This window comes from Donghicola eburneus, from assembly GCF_900115865.1.
GTDB lineage: Bacteria > Pseudomonadota > Alphaproteobacteria > Rhodobacterales > Rhodobacteraceae > Donghicola > Donghicola eburneus.
The window spans coordinates 14,788-35,426 of record NZ_FOXY01000019.1 but is presented as its reverse complement, the minus strand read 5'-3'; the positions used below and the strand labels follow the sequence as shown (position 1 = coordinate 35,426).

Annotated in this window: 22 protein-coding genes, 2 pseudogenes and 1 other annotated feature; of the genes and pseudogenes, 10 read left to right on the top strand and 14 right to left on the bottom strand. The window is 60.1% G+C overall.

Going from position 1 to position 20,639, the window contains the following annotated elements; genetic code table 11:
* Both BM225_RS19960 and BM225_RS21900 read left to right on the top strand, forming a co-directional pair.
* Nucleotides 1-474, top strand: a 474-nt coding sequence (locus BM225_RS19960) for an MFS transporter (protein WP_476696433.1), incomplete at its 5' end; no start/stop codon positions are given.
* A 93-nt stretch (nucleotides 475-567) separates the two neighbouring features.
* Nucleotides 568-684 (top strand): annotated as a pseudogene (locus BM225_RS21900) (DUF3363 domain-containing protein); the annotation flags it as partial.
* Here the strand turns inward: BM225_RS21900 and tetR(G) are convergent.
* Nucleotides 681-1,307 (bottom strand): tetracycline resistance transcriptional repressor TetR(G), encoded by a 627-nt coding sequence (gene tetR(G), locus BM225_RS19950; protein WP_000163574.1) that lies wholly within the window; start codon nucleotides 1,305-1,307, stop codon nucleotides 681-683. The pseudogene BM225_RS21900 and the gene tetR(G) overlap by 4 nt on opposite strands.
* A 103-nt stretch (nucleotides 1,308-1,410) precedes the next feature.
* Here tetR(G) and tet(G) point away from each other — a divergent pair, with 103 nt between their 5' ends.
* The 3 genes and pseudogenes from tet(G) to BM225_RS22230 form a co-directional block, all read left to right on the top strand.
* On the top strand, nucleotides 1,411-2,586 hold the full coding sequence (gene tet(G), locus BM225_RS19945; RefSeq protein WP_001257840.1) for a tetracycline efflux MFS transporter Tet(G): 1,176 nt from the start codon (nucleotides 1,411-1,413) through the stop codon (nucleotides 2,584-2,586).
* Between the two features lie 89 nt (nucleotides 2,587-2,675).
* Nucleotides 2,676-3,599: a LysR family transcriptional regulator gene (locus BM225_RS22235; protein ID WP_028657710.1), complete on the top strand. Its 924-nt coding sequence runs from the start codon at nucleotides 2,676-2,678 to the stop codon at nucleotides 3,597-3,599.
* Nucleotides 3,536-3,721: pseudogene (locus BM225_RS22230) on the top strand (DUF3363 domain-containing protein); the annotation flags it as partial. The gene BM225_RS22235 and the pseudogene BM225_RS22230, both read left to right, overlap by 64 nt.
* Nucleotides 3,722-3,844: 123 nt before the next feature.
* On the opposite strand, the gene BM225_RS19930 reads toward BM225_RS22230, so the two are convergent.
* Complete coding sequence (locus tag BM225_RS19930) at nucleotides 3,845-4,612, bottom strand: SulP family inorganic anion transporter (protein WP_143095424.1); 768 nt, start codon at nucleotides 4,610-4,612, stop codon at nucleotides 3,845-3,847.
* A gap of 72 nt (nucleotides 4,613-4,684) precedes the next feature.
* Nucleotides 4,685-4,740: a sequence feature (sul1 is cis-regulatory element that is thought to sense ions involved in sulfur or methionine metabolism; They are found in Alphaproteobacteria), on the bottom strand.
* 644 nt (nucleotides 4,741-5,384) lie between these two features.
* Here BM225_RS19930 and BM225_RS19925 point away from each other — a divergent pair.
* Nucleotides 5,385-6,272: an ArdC family protein gene (locus BM225_RS19925; RefSeq protein WP_092465302.1), complete on the top strand. Its 888-nt coding sequence runs from the start codon at nucleotides 5,385-5,387 to the stop codon at nucleotides 6,270-6,272.
* Complete coding sequence (locus BM225_RS19920; RefSeq protein ID WP_092465301.1) at nucleotides 6,269-6,448, top strand: hypothetical protein; 180 nt, start codon at nucleotides 6,269-6,271, stop codon at nucleotides 6,446-6,448. The genes BM225_RS19925 and BM225_RS19920 overlap by 4 nt, the downstream gene beginning before the upstream one ends.
* Nucleotides 6,449-6,587: 139 nt before the next feature.
* On the opposite strand, the gene BM225_RS19915 is transcribed toward BM225_RS19920, so the two are convergent.
* The 5 genes from BM225_RS19915 to BM225_RS19900 all read right to left on the bottom strand — a co-directional run bounded on the left by BM225_RS19915 (nucleotide 6,588) and on the right by BM225_RS19900 (nucleotide 9,070).
* A complete protein-coding gene (locus tag BM225_RS19915; protein ID WP_092465300.1) occupies nucleotides 6,588-7,007 on the bottom strand; it encodes a hypothetical protein in 420 nt (139 codons plus the stop codon).
* 53 nt (nucleotides 7,008-7,060) lie between these two features.
* On the bottom strand, nucleotides 7,061-7,285 hold the full coding sequence (locus BM225_RS19910; protein ID WP_092465299.1) for a hypothetical protein: 225 nt from the start codon (nucleotides 7,283-7,285) through the stop codon (nucleotides 7,061-7,063).
* Nucleotides 7,278-7,439: a hypothetical protein gene (locus BM225_RS21895; protein WP_177218667.1), complete on the bottom strand. Its 162-nt coding sequence runs from the start codon at nucleotides 7,437-7,439 to the stop codon at nucleotides 7,278-7,280. Before BM225_RS21895 ends, BM225_RS19910 begins: the two co-directional genes overlap by 8 nt.
* Nucleotides 7,440-7,685: 246 nt before the next feature.
* Nucleotides 7,686-8,357 (bottom strand): hypothetical protein, encoded by a 672-nt coding sequence (locus BM225_RS19905; protein WP_092465298.1) that lies wholly within the window; start codon nucleotides 8,355-8,357, stop codon nucleotides 7,686-7,688.
* Nucleotides 8,357-9,070: a ParA family protein gene (locus BM225_RS19900; RefSeq protein WP_158525081.1), complete on the bottom strand. Its 714-nt coding sequence runs from the start codon at nucleotides 9,068-9,070 to the stop codon at nucleotides 8,357-8,359. Before BM225_RS19900 ends, BM225_RS19905 begins: the two co-directional genes overlap by 1 nt.
* Nucleotides 9,071-9,837: 767 nt before the next feature.
* Between BM225_RS19900 and BM225_RS19890 the strand changes: the two genes are divergently transcribed.
* From BM225_RS19890 to BM225_RS19880, 3 genes are read left to right on the top strand one after another with little or no spacing between them, the layout of a single operon-like run.
* Nucleotides 9,838-10,413 carry a hypothetical protein gene (locus BM225_RS19890; protein ID WP_092465295.1) on the top strand — a complete coding sequence of 192 codons (576 nt, stop codon included), beginning with the start codon at nucleotides 9,838-9,840 and terminating at the stop codon, nucleotides 10,411-10,413.
* Nucleotides 10,400-13,234: a relaxase/mobilization nuclease domain-containing protein gene (locus BM225_RS21690; protein ID WP_102856247.1), complete on the top strand. Its 2,835-nt coding sequence runs from the start codon at nucleotides 10,400-10,402 to the stop codon at nucleotides 13,232-13,234. Before BM225_RS19890 ends, BM225_RS21690 begins: the two co-directional genes overlap by 14 nt.
* Nucleotides 13,227-15,320 (top strand): type IV secretory system conjugative DNA transfer family protein, encoded by a 2,094-nt coding sequence (locus BM225_RS19880; protein ID WP_092465294.1) that lies wholly within the window; start codon nucleotides 13,227-13,229, stop codon nucleotides 15,318-15,320. Before BM225_RS21690 ends, BM225_RS19880 begins: the two co-directional genes overlap by 8 nt.
* 47 nt (nucleotides 15,321-15,367) lie before the next feature.
* Here the strand turns inward: BM225_RS19880 and BM225_RS19875 are convergent, their stop codons facing one another.
* Genes BM225_RS19875 through BM225_RS19845 form a run of 7 tightly spaced genes read right to left on the bottom strand, consistent with a single transcriptional unit; the run spans nucleotide 15,368 to nucleotide 20,635 of the window.
* On the bottom strand, nucleotides 15,368-16,375 hold the full coding sequence (locus BM225_RS19875; RefSeq protein ID WP_092465293.1) for a TrbL/VirB6 family protein: 1,008 nt from the start codon (nucleotides 16,373-16,375) through the stop codon (nucleotides 15,368-15,370).
* Between the two features lie 6 nt (nucleotides 16,376-16,381).
* Entirely contained in the window at nucleotides 16,382-16,774 is a 393-nt protein-coding gene (locus BM225_RS19870; RefSeq protein ID WP_092465292.1) for a hypothetical protein, read from the bottom strand.
* Nucleotides 16,771-16,977: a hypothetical protein gene (locus tag BM225_RS19865; protein WP_092465291.1), complete on the bottom strand. Its 207-nt coding sequence runs from the start codon at nucleotides 16,975-16,977 to the stop codon at nucleotides 16,771-16,773. The genes BM225_RS19870 and BM225_RS19865 overlap by 4 nt, the downstream gene beginning before the upstream one ends.
* Entirely contained in the window at nucleotides 16,964-17,962 is a 999-nt protein-coding gene (locus BM225_RS19860) for an ATPase, T2SS/T4P/T4SS family (RefSeq protein ID WP_092465290.1), read from the bottom strand. The genes BM225_RS19865 and BM225_RS19860 overlap by 14 nt, the downstream gene beginning before the upstream one ends.
* Nucleotides 17,963-19,282 (bottom strand): TraB/TrbI/VirB10 family type IV secretion system protein, encoded by a 1,320-nt coding sequence (locus BM225_RS19855; protein WP_092465289.1) that lies wholly within the window; start codon nucleotides 19,280-19,282, stop codon nucleotides 17,963-17,965.
* Nucleotides 19,279-19,980: a TrbG/VirB9 family P-type conjugative transfer protein gene (locus tag BM225_RS19850; protein ID WP_092465288.1), complete on the bottom strand. Its 702-nt coding sequence runs from the start codon at nucleotides 19,978-19,980 to the stop codon at nucleotides 19,279-19,281. Before BM225_RS19850 ends, BM225_RS19855 begins: the two co-directional genes overlap by 4 nt.
* A 1-nt stretch (nucleotide 19,981) precedes the next feature.
* Complete coding sequence (locus BM225_RS19845) at nucleotides 19,982-20,635, bottom strand: VirB8 family type IV secretion system protein (RefSeq protein ID WP_092465287.1); 654 nt, start codon at nucleotides 20,633-20,635, stop codon at nucleotides 19,982-19,984.
* Between the last annotated feature and the right edge of the window lie 4 nt (nucleotides 20,636-20,639).

Sequence of the window (20,639 nt, the reverse complement as noted above, 5' to 3'; positions counted from 1 at the left end):
ATCGGATTTAGCTTGGCCTTCGCGACTGTCGCGCTGGTCATGGTCACGACAACCCGCTTCGCAAAGTCCTTCGTTGCCAAATGGGGTATCGCGGGATGCGTAGCGCGCGGGATGGCGTTGCTCGTTTCCGGCGCGATCCTGTTGGGGATCGGCCAACTTTTCGGATCGCCGTCATTTTTCAGCTTCATCCTGCCGATGTGGGTTGTCGCGGTCGGCATTGTCTTCACGGTGTCCGTTACCGCCAACGGCGCACTTGCGCAGTTCGACGACATCGCTGGATCAGCGGTTGCGTTCTACTTCTGCATCCAAAGCCTGATAGTCAGTATCGTCGGGACATTGGCGGTGACGCTGTTAAACGGCGATACAGCGTGGCCCGTGATTTGTTACGCCACGGCAATGGCAGTGCTGGTGTCGTTGGGGCTGGCGCTCCTTCGATCCCGTGATGCTGCCACCGAGAAGTCGCCAGTCGTCTAGCCGACGACTGGAAGCAAGCCCGCTCCGATGCGGCGCAATAATCTTCGAAACCTCGTGAATGGCGGTATCCTGTCTGGCAAGATACCGCTCATTTCCCTTGTCCCGTGGCGGCCGGTCATCGACCGCCAGCTCGGCCGTGAGGTCATGGGCATCGTGCAAAGCGGATCGGTGTCGTGGCAGTTGGGGCGGCAAAGGGGCATAAGCCTCTAATCTGTTGTAGATGAACGCAGCCGCTCGAAACCAGCGATGAGGCTGTCGAGTCCGAAGTTGAACGCAGCATCCATGCCGTCTGTTTCCAACTCGTGAAACAGATCGTGCAGGAAGGACGACGGTGCTTGCTCGGACACATCTGGCCTGTCCGGAACTCTCTCATCGGCATCAGATGCCTGCTGCTCGAGAACGGAACCGACCACATAGTGACTGACCGCCCGGAGCGCCCAAACGGCGCGCTTCGGACAAAAGCCCTCCGCGCAGAGAAAGCGTATTTGCGTCTCGGCGGTGCCAAAATTCGGTTCTGTCGGTCGAGTGCCGGCATGGATACGCGCGCCGTCGCGATAAGAGAGCAACGCCGTTCTGAAGCTCAGGGCATTCTCTTTCAGGAACACCCGCCAGTCCTCATTCTCTTCGGGTAGCGAGCGGGTATGGCGTTCCGCCAGCATCGCCTCGGCGAGCGCATCAAGCAGCGCTCGCTTGTTCTGGAAATGCCAGTAAAGCGCAGGCTGCTGAACCTTGAGGCGTTCAGCGAGCTTCCGCGTCGTCAGGCTGTCCATGCCAACCTCGTTCAACAGCTCTAGCGCCGCCGCGATCACGGTGCCCTTGTCCAGTTTGGTCATTCACGTTCCTTCGCCAGTGCTTGACAATTTATCACCGATAAGTTCTATGTCCATCTCCTTATCGTTGATAAAGTCGCTCCATTGAGCGGCGCTGGAGTTTCAGGTGCGCAGCTCTGCCATCATTGCCCTGCTGATCGTGGGTCTTGACGCCATGGGTCTCGGCCTCATCATGCCCGTCCTTCCGACGCTTCTGCGTGAGCTTGTGCCAGCAGAGCAGGTCGCTGGACACTATGGTGCCTTGCTGTCGCTCTATGCATTGATGCAGGTCGTCTTCGCGCCCATGCTTGGACAGCTTTCGGATTCTTACGGTCGGCGTCCGGTACTTCTGGCTTCTCTTGCAGGAGCCGCAGTCGATTACACGATTATGGCATCAGCGCCGGTCTTATGGGTGCTCTATATCGGCCGACTCGTGTCCGGCGTCACGGGCGCAACCGGAGCTGTAGCAGCCTCAACCATTGCCGATTCGACGGGGGAAGGTTCTCGCGCACGCTGGTTCGGCTACATGGGGGCCTGTTATGGGGCGGGCATGATTGCCGGGCCAGCACTTGGTGGCATGCTCGGTGGTATCTCTGCTCATGCCCCGTTTATCGCCGCCGCCCTTCTCAACGGGTTCGCGTTCCTGCTTGCCTGCATTTTCCTCAAGGAGACTCATCACAGCCATGGCGGGACCGGAAAGCCGGTTCGCATCAAACCATTCGTTCTGTTACGGCTGGATGATGCATTGCGCGGGCTAGGTGCGCTTTTCGCAGTTTTCTTCATTATTCAACTGATCGGCCAAGTGCCTGCAGCCCTATGGGTCATATATGGCGAGGACCGTTTTCAGTGGAACACCGCGACCGTTGGTTTGTCGCTCGCGGCGTTTGGGGCAACACATGCGATCTTCCAAGCGTTTGTTACCGGCCCGCTTTCAAGCCGGCTTGGAGAGCGGCGCACGCTGCTGTTTGGCATGGCTGCGGATGCGACTGGCTTCGTTCTTCTGGCTTTTGCCACGCAGGGATGGATGGTGTTCCCGATTCTGTTGCTGCTTGCCGCCGGGGGTGTTGGCATGCCGGCCTTGCAGGCAATGCTCTCAAACAATGTCAGCAGTAACAAGCAAGGGGCTTTGCAAGGAACGCTAACGAGCCTCACCAATCTAAGCTCTATCGCAGGACCGCTTGGCTTCACAGCACTCTATTCTGCCACCGCCGGGGCATGGAACGGTTGGGTTTGGATTGTCGGCGCGATCCTCTATTTAATATGTCTGCCAATACTACGCAGACCATTCGCAACTTCATTGTGATTTAGTCATGGCGATTTGGCATGCGTAGACTTAGGAGAAATGACGGATTAAATCTGTTGAGCAATCATCTCCTTTCGGGGCGAGTGCCAATGATGACCTTAGTTCACACTCTCGCTGTCGCCGAATATCTCAACTTCCGTCACGCCGCCAACGCGCTCGGCGTTGCACAGTCCAGCGTCAGCGCCCGCGTGAAGGCACTGGAAGAAGACCTCGGCATCCTCTTGTTCGAGCGTCATGCGCGCGGCGTTCGGCTGACCGAGGCCGGACGCCATTTCGTCGAGCGGATAGCCGTAGGTATTGACCAACTCGACCATGCGGTGAAAACCGCCGGCATGGCGGCAGCCGGAGAAAGCGGCCGGCTTCGTATCGGTATCCATGCCCTGATTCCGCATAGCTTCCTCGCAAAGCTGATCGGCCAATACCGCAAGGATTACCCCGATGTTGAAGTCGAGATCGCCGAAGGCCCGGCCCGTGAAGCGGTGGTGCAGCTTCGCGCCGGCAGGTTGGACGTGGCGTTCGTCGCGGGCACGCCCCAACCACCCGACTGCCATTCCCGTCGCACATGGACCGAACCGCTCTTGGCGGTGCTACCGGAACGGCATCCGCTCGCCAAGCGGTCAGCCGTCACATGGCCCGATTTGGCAGGCGAGACGTTCCTTGTCCGGCATGGCGGCACTGGACCGCAGGTTCATAGCCATATCGTGCTACGCCATGCCGAGCGCTGGCCTGCGCCGTCGATCCTGCGCTTCGACGTGGGGCGTGGCACCCTTTTGTCTTTGGTCGGACAGGGCTTTGGCATCACCATCGTCGGCGCGGCCACGGCGCTGTTGCCGACAAACGGCATTGTCTTTTTGCCCTTCACCGACGAGCCGGAGCCGGTCGCCTTCTCGGCTGTCTGGTCGCCGTCCAATCGCAGCGCGGCGCTTCGCAACCTGCTCAGCCTCGCCAACGACATGGGCCGGAAGGTCTGCACGGACTACCGTTCGATACTACCACGGATAGCGAAGGCGTGAGCGACAAGTCCACCGGCACCGTACAATTATCCAGCAGCCAGTTCGCTGTGGTTGAAAAGAGCCATAAATGCACCCTTGTCCCGTGGCGGCCGGTCATCAACCGCCAGCTCAGCAGCGAGGTCTGCGCGGGCAGATAGGACCGGCGCTATAGGATCAATGCTCTATTCGACCTTCCTCTCAAAAGCGTTATCTGACCATCGTTGCGTAGCGAACCGAAGTGTTTGCGGAAGCACAGTCCGGGACTGTTACTGCCATCGCCGGAAAGCGACACTTGCATTAACACCGCCAAAGCCGAATCCGTTGGAAATGGCATGTTCCATGAGAATGGGCCGCGCAGATTGGCGAACGAGGTCGATACCAGCGGCAACAGGATCGGGGGTTTCTAAATTTCTCGTTGGGGGAGCAATTTGATCGCGCAAAGCGAGCACCGTGAAGATTGCCTCAATACCGCCTGCGGCACCAAGTAGGTGCCCCGTAGCCGATTTCGTGGCGCTTACGACCACATCATGATTGCCGAACACGGATTGTATCGCGGCAATTTCTCCTCGATCTCCTACGGGGGTGGAGGTGGAATGTGCGTTCAAATGTTGAATATCGATTGGTTTCAACCCAGCACTGTGGAGTGCAATTCCCATCGCACGGGCCGCGCCTCGGCCGTCATCTGGACCGGCAGTCATATGATGTGCATCGGCGCTTGTGCCGTATCCCACCAATTCCGCTATGGGCTTGGCACCCCGAGCGAGGGCATGTTCTAATTCCTCTATGACGATCAGACCCGCCCCTTCAGACATTACGAAACCATCGCGCCCGGTGTCGAACGGCCTCGACGCCAGTTCCGGGGTAGTATTGTAGCCGGTGGATAGTGCGTAAAGACCCACCTTGGGGTCCACGCCTGCGATGATAGAAAATGCGATGGCTTCGGGGATCAGCGCCAGCGCGACGACGGTACCCGCAAGCACATCGCCACGAATGTTACCGAACCATTGCTGTCGGTAGTCAGAAATTGAGATCATTTAAACAATCCAGTACCCTGTGCCTGATCGTCTTTCATAAGACGGTCGGCATTGTATGTCGGGAAGTTTCAGGGTTGTCCGGCGGATCAGCGGCCGGAAGAGCCACCCGGGCTCTCACCGGGTCCTAACGCTATTAGAGGTGCATAAACCCTATCTTCGTAGGAATATCAATCGCCTTCAGATGCGAGGGTATCACGCCACTTGATCGAACCTGTTGGAGGAGGGGTTCGCTGAGAAGCTGACTCCCACAACCGACATTGGCGCAACGCGCTGCATCTGGAAAATTGGGGCTCGTTCCCGCCGTTCGTTGCAATTTTCACGAATGACCGTTTGGCCCCTGCCCCGTCATGCGGACGTAGCGCCGCGCTCTGGGTCAGCGATGTGACACAAAAGTCGGTTTTGCTTGGCATCTGACACGAGCGCGGCGATCACACTGGCGGGGGGTTCGGTCAAGCCGAACGCCGCCCGCATCCTTGGGCCATGACGCGCAAGCGCGTCCTGTCCGTCTAGGGAACCGCCGGTTCCCCCACGCAAGCACCATGAGCGGCGTCAGGGGGGGTGTCCCCAACCACGGTCTCGGCCGGGGCCGAGCTGCGTGGTCGGGTGATCCCCCTCCCCCCCTTCCTTGTCATGGAACTTGCGCGGGTCCCCCTCCTGCCCTCGCCGGGAGGCAGGCTTTCAGGAGAGGGCCGCTTGCAGCGGACCTCGCCAGAAACCCCGCCCCGATTTTCGGCACCAAGACCGGAAGGGGCACACCACAAGGAGGCCACAAATGGCTGCTAAATTCGATCTTCACGCCCACGTCACCGACAGCATCATTGCCAGCATCGAGGCAGGCACCCCCGCATGGCGCAAGCCGTGGACCGGCGAAAAGGGTGGCGCACCGTTCCCGCTGCGCAGCAATGGCGAACCCTATTCGGGCATCAACGTGCTGATGTTGTGGCTTGCCGCCGACGCCAAAGGCTACCGCGCCCCCCGCTGGTTCACCTACCGCCAAGCGCAGGAAGCTGGCGGGCAGGTCCGCAAGGGCGAGAAGTCTTCCACCGTGGTCAAGTATGGCACTTTCGAGCGCGAGGACGAGGCGACCGGCGAAGAGCGCCGCCTGCCCTATCTGAAGGCATATCGGGTTTTCAACGCCGAGCAGATCGACGGCTTGCCCGCCGAGTATTACGGAACCCCCGCCGAAGAGGCCCGCGACCTTGGCACCGAAGCCAACCCCGAGCTTGACGCCTTCTTTGCAGCGACCGGCGCAGAAATCCGCACCACCGACGAGCCGCAGGCGTATTACATGCCGAGCGAGGACTACATTCACATGCCGCCGATTGCGACCTTCCACGACGCGGCAGGCTACTACGCCACGCTTGCCCACGAGGCCACGCATTGGACCGGCCACAAGTCCCGCCTTGATCGCTTTTCCCGCTTCACCGACCGCAAGGCTTATGCGTTCGAGGAACTGATTGCCGAGATCGGCAATTGCATGGTTTGCGCCCGCCTTGGCCTGACGCCCGACTTTGGACAGTCTGGCGCTTATATCAAGGGCTGGCTGCGCGCGTTGAAGGATGACAAGCGCCTGATTTTCAAGGCCGCGAGCGAAGCCCAGAAGGCCAGCGACCTTTTGGTTAAGGGCGAGAACCGTGAAGAGGAAAGGGCCGCAGCGTGAGCGGCCCCCTCACCCTGCCCCGCCTGTCCTGCCGCAAATGCGGCAGGACTAGCCCGCCGGTCTATTTCGCGCCGGTGACGATCGAGGGCGAGGGCTCTTGCATCTGCTACGCTTGCGCCGAGGCGCGGCAATGGCTCGACCCAGACGGCAATTTGCGCCCCGGCATCGAGCTTTGATCTTTTCTAGCCCCCGCCAAACCGGCGGGGGTTTTCGCTTGTCCAGGTTCCAGATTTGACGGGGCCGGGACCACGCTTGCGCGCGGCCCCGGCCCCGCCCGGCGCTTCGCGCCGAGCCTGCTATCGCAGGCGGATCGGATCAGAGGCAGGTGAAAGGCATCGGTTCGCCCAGCTCCACTTCGACAGCGGCTTCGCCGCGCGATACCGTCACTGTCTGATGGACGCGGAATCCGTCAACAAGGGTTTCCCAATCCACAGGGTTCGCCGTGGCTTTCCCGAACCGGCCATGAACCAGCGCCGCATTGACACGGTTTCCATCAGGAAAACTGAAGCCCACCTCAGCCGACAAGTCAGGATCGCCGCCCGCTTCGAGCAGCACCGCACTTTCGGTCGTGCCGTAGACGGTGTTGGGATCACAAACCAGCGAGACAACCATGTTGCCATCGGCGGCGCGGTAGAGATCGACGCCGCGCTCGTTCTCATGCTCCCAGGCACCCGCCATCGCGGACGATGCGGACAGGGCAATTGCGCTGAAAATCAGTGTCTTATGAAATTGCATAGGCTGCCTCCATTCGGGAGACAGCCTATCATTTTCAGCAGGTAAACGGAAGATTATTCAATGGTTTCGGCGGTTTCCGCCCACTTGTCCTGCCAAACATCGAAGGAGGCAATGGCTCGCCCCTCCGGGTCTTTCAGCGTGACCTCGCCGCGTGTCTTCGGATCGCGCATGTAGGCCGCGCCGAAATCTCGCAGGGTATCGGAGCTGGTAGAGTAGACTGTTCCCAGGTCGCGCCCCTGATCCTCGGCCGAGATCGAGAACATGGCTGCCTTACTCATAGATCACGTTCTCCCTGCGCCCGTCTTTCCAGCGCGGAAGTTGCTCGCCGGTGTTCCATTCATAGAGCCAGCCGACAACCTCGCGCGTCGTTGCATCGAGGATGCGTTTTATTGCTTTGGCTTCCAGTCTTTTCTGTCTCGGCATGATCTTCACTCCGCTTTTTCTGCATCACGGAGCGCCCCGTTCCCGCGTGTCCTTCAAAATTGAAGGGAGGGTAAGCGCCCGCTTACCCCTGCCGAGCGGCGAGCGTGAGAGGATGGGGGTGAAGCCAAATCGACAGGGTTGGTGCGGCCCGCAGCCGAAGGCGAGGACACGGCCCTGTCTATTTTGCTTCAGGGGGAAGGAAGCCTAAACTCCTTCCCCCTTCTAGGAATAATGGGACGCGGCTTGCCGCGTCTTCTAGCTCTTCTTCAGTCGAAGCTCTTCGATCACTTCATCAAGGCAAGTCCAGAACAAGGGTTCAAACTGGCCTCGGACCATCGCGCTATCCGATTGCAGTCTAAGCGGATCATGCTTTTCTCGCAGATCGTCTAGGACGTTTGCCGAAAGCCTTTTCGTGGTGTGATAGCCTTCGCGCATCGGGAGCCGGTCGGCCTCGGGCTTTTCAACGAATTTCGCCTTCAGCTCGAACCGCGCTGTAGCGCGGCGACCGGCCAAAGTGATTGCGTCGCGAGCTGCGACCCCCTGCACTTCCAAAGCATCGAGCTTTGCGCCCTGCTCAACCTTCACCGCAGCATCGAGGCGGGTTTCCCGCTTGCCCTCAGCCTTCACTTTCGGCGCGGCTTTCTCTGTCGCTTTTGGCGTCTTTTGCGGCTGGGGCTCGCTGATCGCTTGCTCTGCGCGGGCCGGTGTTGCCGCTTCTATTTCGGGAGCTGGTGCCGGGCTGATCCCTTCCGGCTCTTGCGCTTCTATCTCGGCGGCGCTGGTTTCGGGTGCCGGTGCCGGTGCCGGTGCCGGTGCGGGCGACGAAGCCCCCGCCGCGAATGTGCTGGTTCCTTCGCGGGCGCTGGTGAAGTTGGTGGAGTAGTCTGGGTTATGGCCTTGAATGTTGGGGCGCTTCTTTCGTGCCATCACACACCCCCGAGAATATCTTTGAGGATCGCTTGCGCCTCTTCGAGAGCTTCATCGTAGAGCTTTGCGTGGGTCCGCAGCAGAGCGACTTCATTGTTGCGCCGATCTTCGGCCAGATAGTGCAGGAACCCTTGGCTGGCCGCATCCTTGTGCTGCTTGCGCTCCATGAAGTAATTTTCGATCACGGGGAAGGATTGGACCGCCTGCACTTCCAGCTCTTTCTCGGTTTTGTTCATCCGGGCGGGGACGCTTGACAGAACGACATGGAAGGCCGGAAGGTTTTCGGGGTCTTCGGTTCGTTGACGAAGATCGCGATACCACCCGTAGGTGTCTTGCGTGATTTCCAGGTCATCGTTCGAGAGCATCATCGGGACCACCAGAACGTCACTGAAAGCGGCGAGGTCATCGGCCCAAGCACCGGCAGCGCCAAGGGTGTCAACGAAGACGTAATCAATCGAACCCTCTTCCCATGCCTCTTCAGTCCGAGCCTCGAACGCTTCCGGCGTAGTGAGCTGTTCAATCGAGAAATTGGGATCGCTTATTTCGAGTTTCTTCGCCCAGCGGAATAGGGCTTGCTGGGGGTCAGCATCCAGAACGAGGCATTTTTTGCCTTGGCTCATCGCCGCGCTTGTTAGGGCGCGGGTCAACATCGTTTTCCCTGCGCCACCTTTCCGCGTCATGACCGTGATGACCTTCATGTTCTCGTTTGGCATTGCTCGCCCTCTCATCGCTTGTTGCTTGTCCGGGGTTGCGTGTTCAGTGTTGCGTGTCCCGTGTTCTGTGTCCTTTGTCGCTTGTCGCGGGTTTCCGGTCAAGTGTTGAGTGTCCGGTGTCGCTTGTCACCTGTCCTTTGTCCGGTGTTACCTGTCGCTTGTCCGGTGTCGTTTGTCCCGTGTTACCTGTCGTCTGTCCGGTGTTGCTTGTCCGGTGTCGCTTGTCCTGTGTTGCTTGTCCTGTGTTGCTTGTCCTGTGTTGCTTGTCGCCTGTCGCTTGCCCGGTGTTGCCTGTCCTGTGTTGCTTGTCGCCTGTCGTTTGTCCGGTGTTGCCTGTCGTCTGTCGTCTGTCCGGTGTTGCGTGTTGCGTGTCTCTGGCGGTCGGTGTGGGTCAAAGTCGCGGATCGGGACAACGCTGACGCCATCCAGGCCCCGCCAGTCTGCTGGCGCGGGGTCCGTCGCGTCGATTGCCCTGCCGACGACAAGGGGGGTGGTGGTGCCTAGGAGCGCCAGAGCGAGCCACTGAGGGGCCATCTCTGAATTTCGAGGGGGGTTGCTGCGGAGAGACGCTTGAGGCGTCTCACGGGCGATTTTTGGAGGGGCGGGCCGGAGCGGCCCGGATCGAACCGTGGGTTCGATCACGGCACGGGCAAGCCGTGCCTGAAGCGGAATACAGCCGAACTTAACGGCTTCGACACAATCCTTGATTGCGTCGAAGCCTATTCGTCTGTATGAAGGTGGCAGGAAATAGGGAGTGATTGTTCAGTATGTCCGCGCGCCGCCGCCTGAGCCGTGAAGACCGCCTCGTCATCATCCGCGAGCGGAAGAAAGGCGTGTCTCACAAGGCACTTGCGGAACGGTTCGGGGTGACGGAACGGGCGATCTACTACACCGTTCGGACTGAAAAAGAGCGCCGCCGTGAAACCGGGCATCGGAGCAAGACGATCACCGTCACCGTCACGCCGGAAGAGGCCCAAGCGTTCGATGCACTTCTCGGGAAGCACGGCATCAACAGCAGATCGGACGGATTGCGTCGTCTGATCCAGTGCGCGAACGGCGTTTTTCAGCCCGACGAACATATGGTTTCGGAGCTGAATGCTTTCCGGGCGGCGCTCAATCGCGTCGGTAACAACGTCACTCAGATCGCCAAAAGGATGAACGAGGCGAACAAGAAAGGGATGCGCCCGAGCTTCGGAGAGGGCAGCTTGGCTCAGATGCGGAGCCTTGCCGGGTTCGTCCTGGACTTCGCAGATCAGGTTCATTCGCTGGCGGAACGCCGCCGTAGTCACCTGACCCTTACCGTGAATGCTGCATTGAGGGAGCTGGCCGATGGCGAGAAGTAACGCTGTCGCCCAGGTCACGGGCGAGCTTTTCGAGGATGGTTGGAGCAAGGTCCGAGGCTCGATGCAGGGCCTTGGGGCCAAGCGGCAGCAGATGGTCCGTGCTGCGCGTGGTGGTCGGTCGGCGGTTTTCAAGGCGATCCGGTCGGGCGGCACCCATACCAAGGGTCAGCTCATGAACCAGCTCGAATACCTGACGACCAAGAGTTCGCACATCGTTGACAGCCGGGGTGTCCTAGATGGGAAGACCCGGCTTTCGGCTGACGAGATCAAGAGTGTTGCCGACCGCTTTACCGAACGCTGGGACAAGGGTTTCAATCCGAAGATGGGTCACACGACCCATCTTCTCATGTCGTTTCCCGTCGGCACTCGGGGCGCGGATGTTCGAGACATTGCCAGCGATGTTGCGGAGCGGTTTTTCGCAACCGAAGACCGGAATTTCGATTACCTGATCGCAGTTCATGAGGACCGGGCGCATCCTCACGCCCATGTGGTCCTGAACCGCCGTTCCCAGGAAGGCGAGTTCTTCTATCTCGGCCGAGATCATCACTTCAATTATGACGATTTCCGCACGGCGATGGTCGAAGAGGCTGAAAAGTATGGCGTGAGCTTGGAGGCTACCCGCCGTCTTGATCGGGGCGTCGTGACGTATACGCCGCGGACCCGCGAAATCTACGCGGCGAAGGAGCAGGGCAGGGAGCCGGTTGGGCGCGTTCGGATCGGGCGCGACCTGGACCGGGCGCTGGCCGAGATCGCAAGCAACACGAAGGTTTACCGTTCGCTGGCCGCCGAGGCGTCGGCCGAGAACCGGGAGGATATTTCAAACGCCTTGTTCCGTGCTGGCGAAATGCTGGCGCGGGGTGGGCAACTTGAACAGACAGGAGAAGTTTACATGGCCGACCAACAGTCCTTTGACGACCTGAAAAGCAGTTTTGCCGAGCGCATGGAGCGCGTCGAGGCGATGGTCGCCAGCACCCCCGAAGCACAGCGCCCCCAAGCACAGGCTCGCCTCAACCAAATCTACCGTGGCGTTGAGCATATGCAGCCGCTTGGCACCCGTTCCCACACTCTCAGCGAGCCGCCCACCGAGGGGGGGATCTACACCGAGGACAACGTGAACAGGGACGCGCTGGATCGGCTGCGCGAGCCTCAGATGCGCGCGCAGATCGAGACTGCCTTGAGGGGCACAGGCATTTCGTCCGAAACCCTGGTTTCCCGGATCGAGACGACCGCGAACAATGCCGCGCTCGAACGCCAATGGCTGTCTGACGATTTGCAGAAGATTGCACAGACCAACGGGCTCAATCTCGAACGCCGGGAAGACCTTGAGCAAGCATCCGACCGGCTCGACCAAATCCATGTCCAGCTCAGTCAAGCGTTGGAGCGTGGGGAGGTGTTGCGTGGTAATGACCTTATCGACACCGATGCGACAGATGATGAAGTCTTCGCAGAGGTGATGCGTGAGCAGGCGGGCGCAGAAGACTACCGCGAGCGGATCGCAGAGCAATTGAACGCCGAAGCCGGTGTTCTTCGCGCCGAGACAGAAGGTATCGCGGCGCGTGAGGCCGAGGCTGTTGCCGAAGTGGAGCAGGGGGTTCGGGCCGAGTTCGACGGATCGGGCTATGACTACGCCAAGTTTGAGCCGCTGGTCATTGGCCGGGATCGTGTTGCACAAGGCGATAACACGGTCAGCGCCAATGCCGAGCTGGCAACCGCCTTCACCGCATTGGCGAAGGAGCGCAGCGACGGGTCTCTGTCGGTTGAGGATCAACAGCGGGCCGACGCGATGTTGCGCGATACGGCCAATCGTTACGGCGAGCAGATGCGCGATGGGTTGACCCGAGAAGACACGCGCGAGTTCCAAGCGCACGAACACGAGGACTTCGACGGCTACAGTGCCCAGGTCGAACGGTTCGAGCAGGAGCGTCTGCGCGAGTTCAACGACGCAATTCGGCCTTACGCAGTTGAAGGCGATAGAGAAGGCGGGGTTTCCCATCAGGCCCATATCGAACAGGCCAGCCTTGATCGCATGAGCAGCCGTATCCGTGACGAGCTTATGTCCGCCGACCAATCGGAGGACTTCGATACGCGCTATGATCGGGTCCAAGCCATGTCTGAGAATGGTCAGATCGAAGCGATGGCGCGGGAGCGGATCGCGACCGAGCAGGCCGACTATCTGCGCGATAAACCTGAAATCCTGACTTCGCCTGACCTGATTTACAGTGACCAGCCCTATCAGGAGGCGATTGTTGATCGTGACCTTTACGACCGTATCGAGACGGAGGCACGAGCCGCAGGAGCCGACGATGCAGCCGATGTGAAGGTGGCTGTCGCGGATGACTTCAAAGCCCGGTATCCCGACATGCCGGATCACCTAGCGCGTGGTCTGGGGCAGACCTACGCCACGGCCATGAGCATCCGAGACAGCGAGCGGGTTTCCGAGTTTGCGGATCAACGCGAGCTGACCAGCACCACGCACAGCCCGGAGATCGAGCGCGTCATCGCGCATGAGCGGGACGACAAGATCAACCCGACCTTTGCAGATGAGGCAGGCGGGCGCGCTTATCGCGAAGAGATCGAGCGGGAGCTGGATGACGACCAGATCGCCGCGCTGAAGGAAGGCGATGCAGATGCCTTGGAGAAGGTCATTGATGACCGGCTGGAACGGCTCTACGCCGCCAAAGCCTACCTTCAGTCTGATGAGGCCACCGCAAACAGCGAGGCCACTCGCGAGGTCATTTCCGAGATCGCAGACGAGGAATATGACGCGCACCGCCTGAAGCACGTCCAGAACCACAGCGAGAAGGGGCAAACACATGGATAAGGGAAAGCTGGCCCTCGGGCTCTTTCTGGTCACGCTGGTTTTCGCCATCATCGGCTATGTGGCGGCGACGGCGTGGCTGACCTACAGCGCCAGTGGGCTTTCGGGCCTGTCGTCCGAGATCAACTTTTTCTGGCTGGCACAGAACTACCTCGACATGCGGGTGTATCGGCCTGACGACTTCGAGAAGGTCAACCTCATCATCGGAGGGTTTACCCTCACGGGCCTCCTTCTGAGTGCTGTCCTGTCCGGGACCGCGCTTACCCGCTTCGGCAAAACCCATTGGCAGAAGGCCGGGGAAATGGGCAAGAACGGGTTCTTTGGGAAACCTGGAACCGGGTTTATCCTCGGGAAGATGGGGAAACCAAAGTCCCGGCGGAAGCTCATCACGTCGCAGGTTTTCCCTCACGCCCTGATCGTCGCGCCGACCGGCCGAGGGAAGACAACGGGCTTTGTCATCCCGAACCTCTTGACCTTCAAAGGGTCTGCCGTGGTGCTGGACGTGAAAGGGGAGAATTTCGAGAACACCGCTCGCCACCGGGCATCGACCGGCGACAAGGTATATCGCTTCGCGCCGACTGATTGGCATGATCGCCGGAGTCACCGCTACAATCCGCTGTTGAGGATCTTCGAGCTGGATGATCCTGACCGCAAGCAGATGGAGCTTCAGCTACTCGCTTCGCTCTTTCTCCAAGCGGACAGCGACCGGGTTCAGGGCCTCTTGAAAGGCGGTATCGACCTGTTCGTGGCCGCCGGTCTTTTGGCGTTCGAGCGGAAGCGGCCAACCTTGGGCGAGATTTACCGCATCGCGGCGTCGGGCGGGAACAAGCAGAAAGAGTTCATGAAGCGCCGCGACGAGGTGCAGAACCGCGCCGCCAAGCTCATTTTCGAGCGGCTGGCTTCGACCAACAACGACACGCTGACCTCTTATGTCTCGCTGTTGATGACTTCGGGCCTCGATCAATGGAGCAACCCGGCAATTGATGCGGCGACCATTGAATCGGATTTCGATTTCCGTGCGATCCGTAAGAAGCCTTTCACCGTCTACCTGGTCGTTGCGCCGAACATGGTGAAGCCGATGGCGCCGCTGATCCGGCTGTTCTTCTCCGACCTGATTTCCTCGCTGCAAGACAAGGAGCCGGGGAAAGACGAACCTTGGCCGGTCATGATTATGCTCGACGAGTTCAACCGCCTCGGAAAGATGCCGATTGTCGTTGAGAGCATCGAGACGCTGCGTTCCTACAAGGGCCACCTTGCTATCGTCACCCAGACCATTCCGGCGCTGGATGAGATTTACGGGGAGAACACCCGGCGCGCTCTGCAAGGGAACGCAGGCGTGAAGCTCTATCTGACCCCATCGGACGAAAAGACCGTGGAAGAGTTGAGCAAGGCCGTGGGTAAAACCACGAAACGGGTTGTGACGCGCTCGCGCTCGATTGGCCGCAACCCGTTCGAGGGGCGCAGCATGTCGGAACGCACCGAGGAAACCTCGCTGTTGCCGGAGGACGAAGCCCGCCGGATGCCACTCGATGACATTGTGATGGTCGTGGATGCTCAGATGCCGATCCGGGCGAAGCGCATCAAGTATTACGATGACCCCTTTTTCAAGGCGATCCACAAGGCGCAGTCGGGAGAGCTGCCCTTCCCAGAGCGGAGCCTGAAGTCGAGCGAGCCACCAGCAGCACCCGAGGCCGAAGCCCCGGCACCGCAAGACCCCACGCCGCCCGCTCCCGCGCCCCAGGCAGCAGAAGCGTCCACACCAGTGCCCGAGGAAGCGCCGGCACCCGCTACCGCTCAGGAAGCGTCCGAGAGCCTTACGGTGAAGCAAGCCAGCGACAAACCGCACCGCGAAAAGCTGAAGACCTCGCGGCGGAAGAAGTCGAAGGCAGTAACGCAGGCCACGCGGGACATGGACGAACGGCAACGTGAGTTCGATCTTTCCGAACAGCAGCGCCTCAATCTGCCTGACCCGTCGAAAGTGACCGATGCAGATGTTGAGGCACTAACGAAGGCCGACGCCGAGCTGGCCGAGTTCGAGGCCATCCTTTCCGAAGGACAGGGCGGGGAACGAACAGCAGCAGTCGGCTGACATGAGACTTTCCCGAAAAGAGAAAGGCCCGCTTGCGCGGGCCTTTTTCATTGCTTGAGACGTTCAGAGCGAGCAATCATCCTCTGGATTTTCGCCCCCGTTGAGGCCGCGACCGTTCGAGTTCGCATCCCGGCCAGCTCCGCGCCGGTTGCCGTGCCCACCAGAGAGCGATTTTGCGCTTGGGCGCTGCCCATTGCGGCGCGGGCAAACTCGTAGCCTCCACCCATACCGGCGGTCATCGCTGGCATGACAATATTGCCGGAAATCCCCCTGACGATGAATGGCGTGGCGACGATAAAGCCCTTCGCCATGAGAACCATCATGAAGAAGGGGATCAGCGCCCCGATGCTCGATGCGTCGGCGGGATCACCGAGGCGGGCAATCAGAGCTTGGGCAACACCGACGATTGTTGCGAAGATGCCCGCGATGACCACCGGGTAGATCGCGAAAGAGATCACGGCAGAGAGCCACCGGGCGAAGTAGTCTTTCGTCACCTCGAACATGGTCAGGAAGATCATGACCGGGGCCATGCCGATCAGCAGCGAGATCATCAGGCGCGAGGCAACCATAAGAAATGCCGCCAACCCGCCGAGGATCGAGAGAAGAAGGACGCCGAGGGTGTCCAGCAATGCACCGGCCATCCAGTTGAGGTTCGAGCCTGCCGCGTTGAGGTATTCCCCCAGCTCTTCGATGAGCTGGTCAAACTCTTCCGCGAATGTGCCGGAGGGGCCAGGTTCGCCACCCCCGACCGATGCCACGAGAGAACCCGCGATGCTGTCGATCCCGCTCAGGATGCCGTCAGCCAGCCGGTTAAATTCCGTCCAGTTTTGGGCGAAGAGGGCAATCAGCGTGAGCTTGACCATCAGCCAGAATGCAGTCCTGCCGTCGATAGTCCGAACCTGAAAGATCATGTTCAGAAGGATCATGATGATGACCAGCGTGGCCGACACGGTGAGCAAAGTCCCTACCGTTGCCGCGACCGCGCCGAACTGAGTTTCTGCCGCCGAATCCAGATAGTCCTCAGCGGTCGAGACGAAGAAGGTGACGATGCTCATGTGTCGTCACCAGTTGCCTTGTGCTTCGCAGATGGGCTGTGCTGCCCGACGATGCACGTTCGCGGTCCTGCGATAGTCAGAGGTCCGGTCCAGAATTTCGTGACGGCCGAGGCCCGCGTAGTTGGCGAAATAGTAGTCTGAAGCAGCGGCCCAGGACGGGAACCGGGTCGCGCAAGTGCAGTCGCCGCTTTCCACGACCGCGCGGAGGCTCTGCGCCCGATACATCTCTTCCACCAGATTGACCTTGTGCGCGTCCTTCACATTGAAGTTTGTCATCCAGTCAGGTTTCGCGGGACGGTCGGGGCAGATGCGCGGGGCGTTGGTCAGCGTGGGAACGAAATCAGCCGAGGCAATCGAAGGGATCAGGACGGCCAGTGACAAGAGGGCAGGTTTCATCATGCCGCTTCCTCCCGTGGCGCGGCACCTTCATCGAGCTCGCGTTTCAAGAAGACCATCAGCTCGCGGCCCCCCAGGTCGCACGGAACAACCGAAACGACTTCCCAGCCAGAAAGGCCCAGATCGCGAAGAGTGGTCTGCATCTTCGCCTCGTCACGCTTGGACCCGTTCTTGAAGGTCTTCACCTCATTTTCAAACCGCTTCATTGCTCGCTTCCTCCTGCTCTCTGCCCGGTAGGTAAAACTCCGTGATGCCCCGCTCGCCGTTGTGGCGACCGGCTTGAATGATGACGTCGATCGAGCTTTCAATATACTGGATCATGTCAGCGTAGGTCATCGGCACGTCCGTTTTCAGTGCCGCGATAGCAAGCCTTTGCACCGCCAATTGCGGCGTCTCGGCATGAAGCGTCGTCATCGAACCGCCGTGGCCGGTGTTGATCGCTTCAAGGAAGGTCATGGCTTCCCGACCCCGCACCTCACCCAGAACGATGCGATCCGGGCGCATCCGAAGCGTGGAGGTCAACAGCGTGTCGGCCGATTGCATTTCAACGTCGCGGTTGGAGATCAGTGTCACCACATTCGGTTGCGTCGGTAGCAGTTCTGCCGCCTCTTCGATGGTGACGATCCTTTCTTCCTCCCCGACATAGGACAGGATTTTCCGGGCCGCGACGGTCTTCCCTGTCGAGGTGCCGCCCGACACGATCATGTTCAGCTTGTTCTCGACGCAGAATTTGATGGCGGCGTAAATATCGCCGCTCTTGACCACCTTGCGCAGCTCTTTGTTCCGCTCTTGCCGCACGCCTTCCAGGCTCCGCTCCGCACCGTAGAGATATTGCAGCTCAATGCTGTCCAAAGGCAGGGTTGAGAAGAAGCGAAGAGAAATCGACGTGCCGTCCTGCACCGCTGGCGGCTGGATGACCTGCGCCCGGATAGGACGGTTCCGGTAAATGATGCTGACCGAGACAATCGGCTTATCCTTCCCGATGCGCGAGTTCGCGCCCCCGGCAATCTGGTTGCCGAGGTCACGAATTTCCGTCTTGGTCAGGGTTACATCGAGAGGGCGCATGAAGTGATCGCCCTGAAATTCGCCCCACACCCGGCCATCCGGGTTGATGCAAATTTCGATCACATCGTCCCGTGCCGCGTCCGGCAGCTTGTCGAGCGATGCTTGAAGATAGCTCGAAGTCGTCATTCAGAAAATCTCCACGTCACGATCCACCATGACCGTGATGCGCGACCCTTGATCGACATAGATCACCGGGCCGAGCGAGAGGTAGTCGCTCATCACGCTATCGGTCGCGTCTTGGAGATCATCGCCAACGTCTTCAGCCACGTCCGAGGTGGTGTCATCGTCAATTTGCGATGCGGCGACAGTCGGCACCGCGCCGAGCAACGAGATCAGAGCCGCCGAGCCGAACCGTTCACCGAAACGAGTGTCGACAAAGCCCGTCACGCCGGAGCGCCCGAGTTCATCGCCACCAAATGAGCTAATCGTTACGGTCTGGTTGTTCGGCAGGATGATCCTATCCCACGCGACGGTGACGCGCTGTTGGCCCACATCGAGGCCCGAGCGATACCGCCCGATAAGACGGGAGCCGCGCGGGATCAGCACTCGCGACCCGTCATAGGAATGCACATCCTCGGAAATGATAGCCCGCATCTGACCCGGCAGAGAGCTGTCCAGGGCGGTTTCCGTGACGGCTTGGATCATCGTGCCTTGAACCACGGTGTTGCCGGGGTTGGCGATGACTTCGGCCTGCGTGACTTGCGAAGGGGTTGCGCCATTCATCACGAAGTCAGTCACGGCACCGAGGGTTCGTTGCGCCATTTCGCTGCCGTCGCCGCCCGATCCGCTGTTCCCGAAGGCGACCATCGGAGAGTTGATGCGCGCCTCTTGGAACGCTGCCGCTTCAGCGCGACGACGCTCCAACTCGGCCAGTCGGGCATCTTCATCCGAACGCCCCGGCCCCATCGGGTTCTCCTGATCGAGCCGTGCGATTTCCAGCTCGGAGCGGAGGCGCTGTAGCTCACGGTCGCGTTCCGCCATGTCCGCCTGATATTGATTCTGGGCTTCCTCGGAGGCTGCTTGCAGAGCCTCCATCCGCGCGGTCAGAGCTTCCATTGCGGCTGTTGCCTCGCTGTTGTCGGGCGCAGGGGCATTCCGCATTTCTTCAAGCTGGGCTTGCAGCGCGGCAAGCTGCTCCTGAAGGGCCGCATTCTCGGAGCTTTCCACTTCGACAATCTCCGGTTCCGGCGGGGCAGGGGGCGCGAAGGGCGCAATCTCACCGAACCCATCCCCCTCGGCCTGAAACTCAGCCGGTTGCGCCGTCTGCATCGCTGGCTCCTGATCGTCGGAGGGCAGAGCCAGGTAAGCGATAAGACCGATTGCCGCGATCCCTGCGGCACCTGCGATTGCCACCTTGGGCGAGGGCTTCTCGCGTTTCTTGGCGGTGCCCCCGTTGTCAGCTTCGAGCGCGGCAAGCCGCTCTTCAAGATCCTTGTCTTCGCTCATGAGCCCGTGCCTCCTGCGGTGTTTTCCTCAATGCAAACGATGGTGTCGCCAAGGCGCAGCACCCATCGACGGTTCACCCCAGACACGCGAAGAACGCCATCTTCGACCTGTTGGCTGTTCACCGTGCGCTCTCGACCTGACGAATATTGGAAGACGGCAGGGACCGGCGCGTTCGGCGCAAACCGGAAGTAGGTGAAGGTGCCATCATCCCAGACCGTAACCGGCGTGATTTCCGTTCTGCCGCTCGCTGCATAATTATAGTTGGGCGCTCGCTGCGCGACGGCGTTCGTCGGGCGGGCACGGGACTGAGGATATTGGAATTGCACAACGTAGTAGGTGGGCGACGACGACTCCGTGACGTTGAAGTAGTAGCTGCGCTGGTTGGTGTAGACGGTGATGTTCGTGCTGACGCCGCGCGCCAAAGGTTTCACGGCGAAGGCGCGGCCCCCAGGAACGCCGTCGAGCTGAAAGCCCTCGGTGTCCCCTGCGATGATCGAGCGGATGGTTTCGCCCTGTCCAAATTCGACAGAGGTAACATGCGTCAGGCTCACGCGAAGGCGATAGACCTGCCCATCGGTGTAGGTGGCGATGCGGACGCGGCTATCGTGGCTGCCCGCCCGCGGGTTGCTTTCCGCAAAGGCCGGTGCGGTTGCCAGTGCGAGCGCGACAGACAGGAGGCTGGTTTTGAGCAGTTTCATGTTAGTTCTCCAATCTGTCCGAGCGGATCGCGTATTCGGTGACGGTGAAGCCGAAGGGGTTCGTCCAGACCTCATCAATCTGGCGGCGCTCTTCGGGCCGAAAGTCATACATCATCGTCACGGTGAAGAGGCCGGTTTGCGTCCCCTGCTGGGACGCAAGACGCTTGCGAAGGCGCACGGTCGCACGGTTATTGCCGATCCGGTTGATGCTCAGAATTTCCACATCGAGCCGGGCATCCGCGCCGTAGACGGTCGGCGGATAGTTCGAGTTCGCGCTGTTCCAGAGGGACCGCAGACTTGCTTCAGCATTGCCGTCTGACATGGCGAGGATGCGACGCACCCGCACATCGTTGTCGAGTTGGTTGTAAGTCTCGCGCTGCGTGACATAGCGGAATACTTCGGCCTCGATCACGGCCTGATTTTCCGTCACCCGCACCGCTTCAACCGCTGCATTCGGCAAGGCCATGCCGGTGTTGGGGTCATAGGGGACAACAACGGGCGGCGGGTCCACGTCGAGGATCGCGACAGTCGCGGCCCCGAGGCACCCGAGAACACCGAAACCCAACCCGACAAAGGCCAGCTTCTGCCAAAGCTGTTCCCGACGCCGCGCGCCGAAAATCAGCTCTTCCTCAATGATTTCTTGATCCTTAGCCACTTGC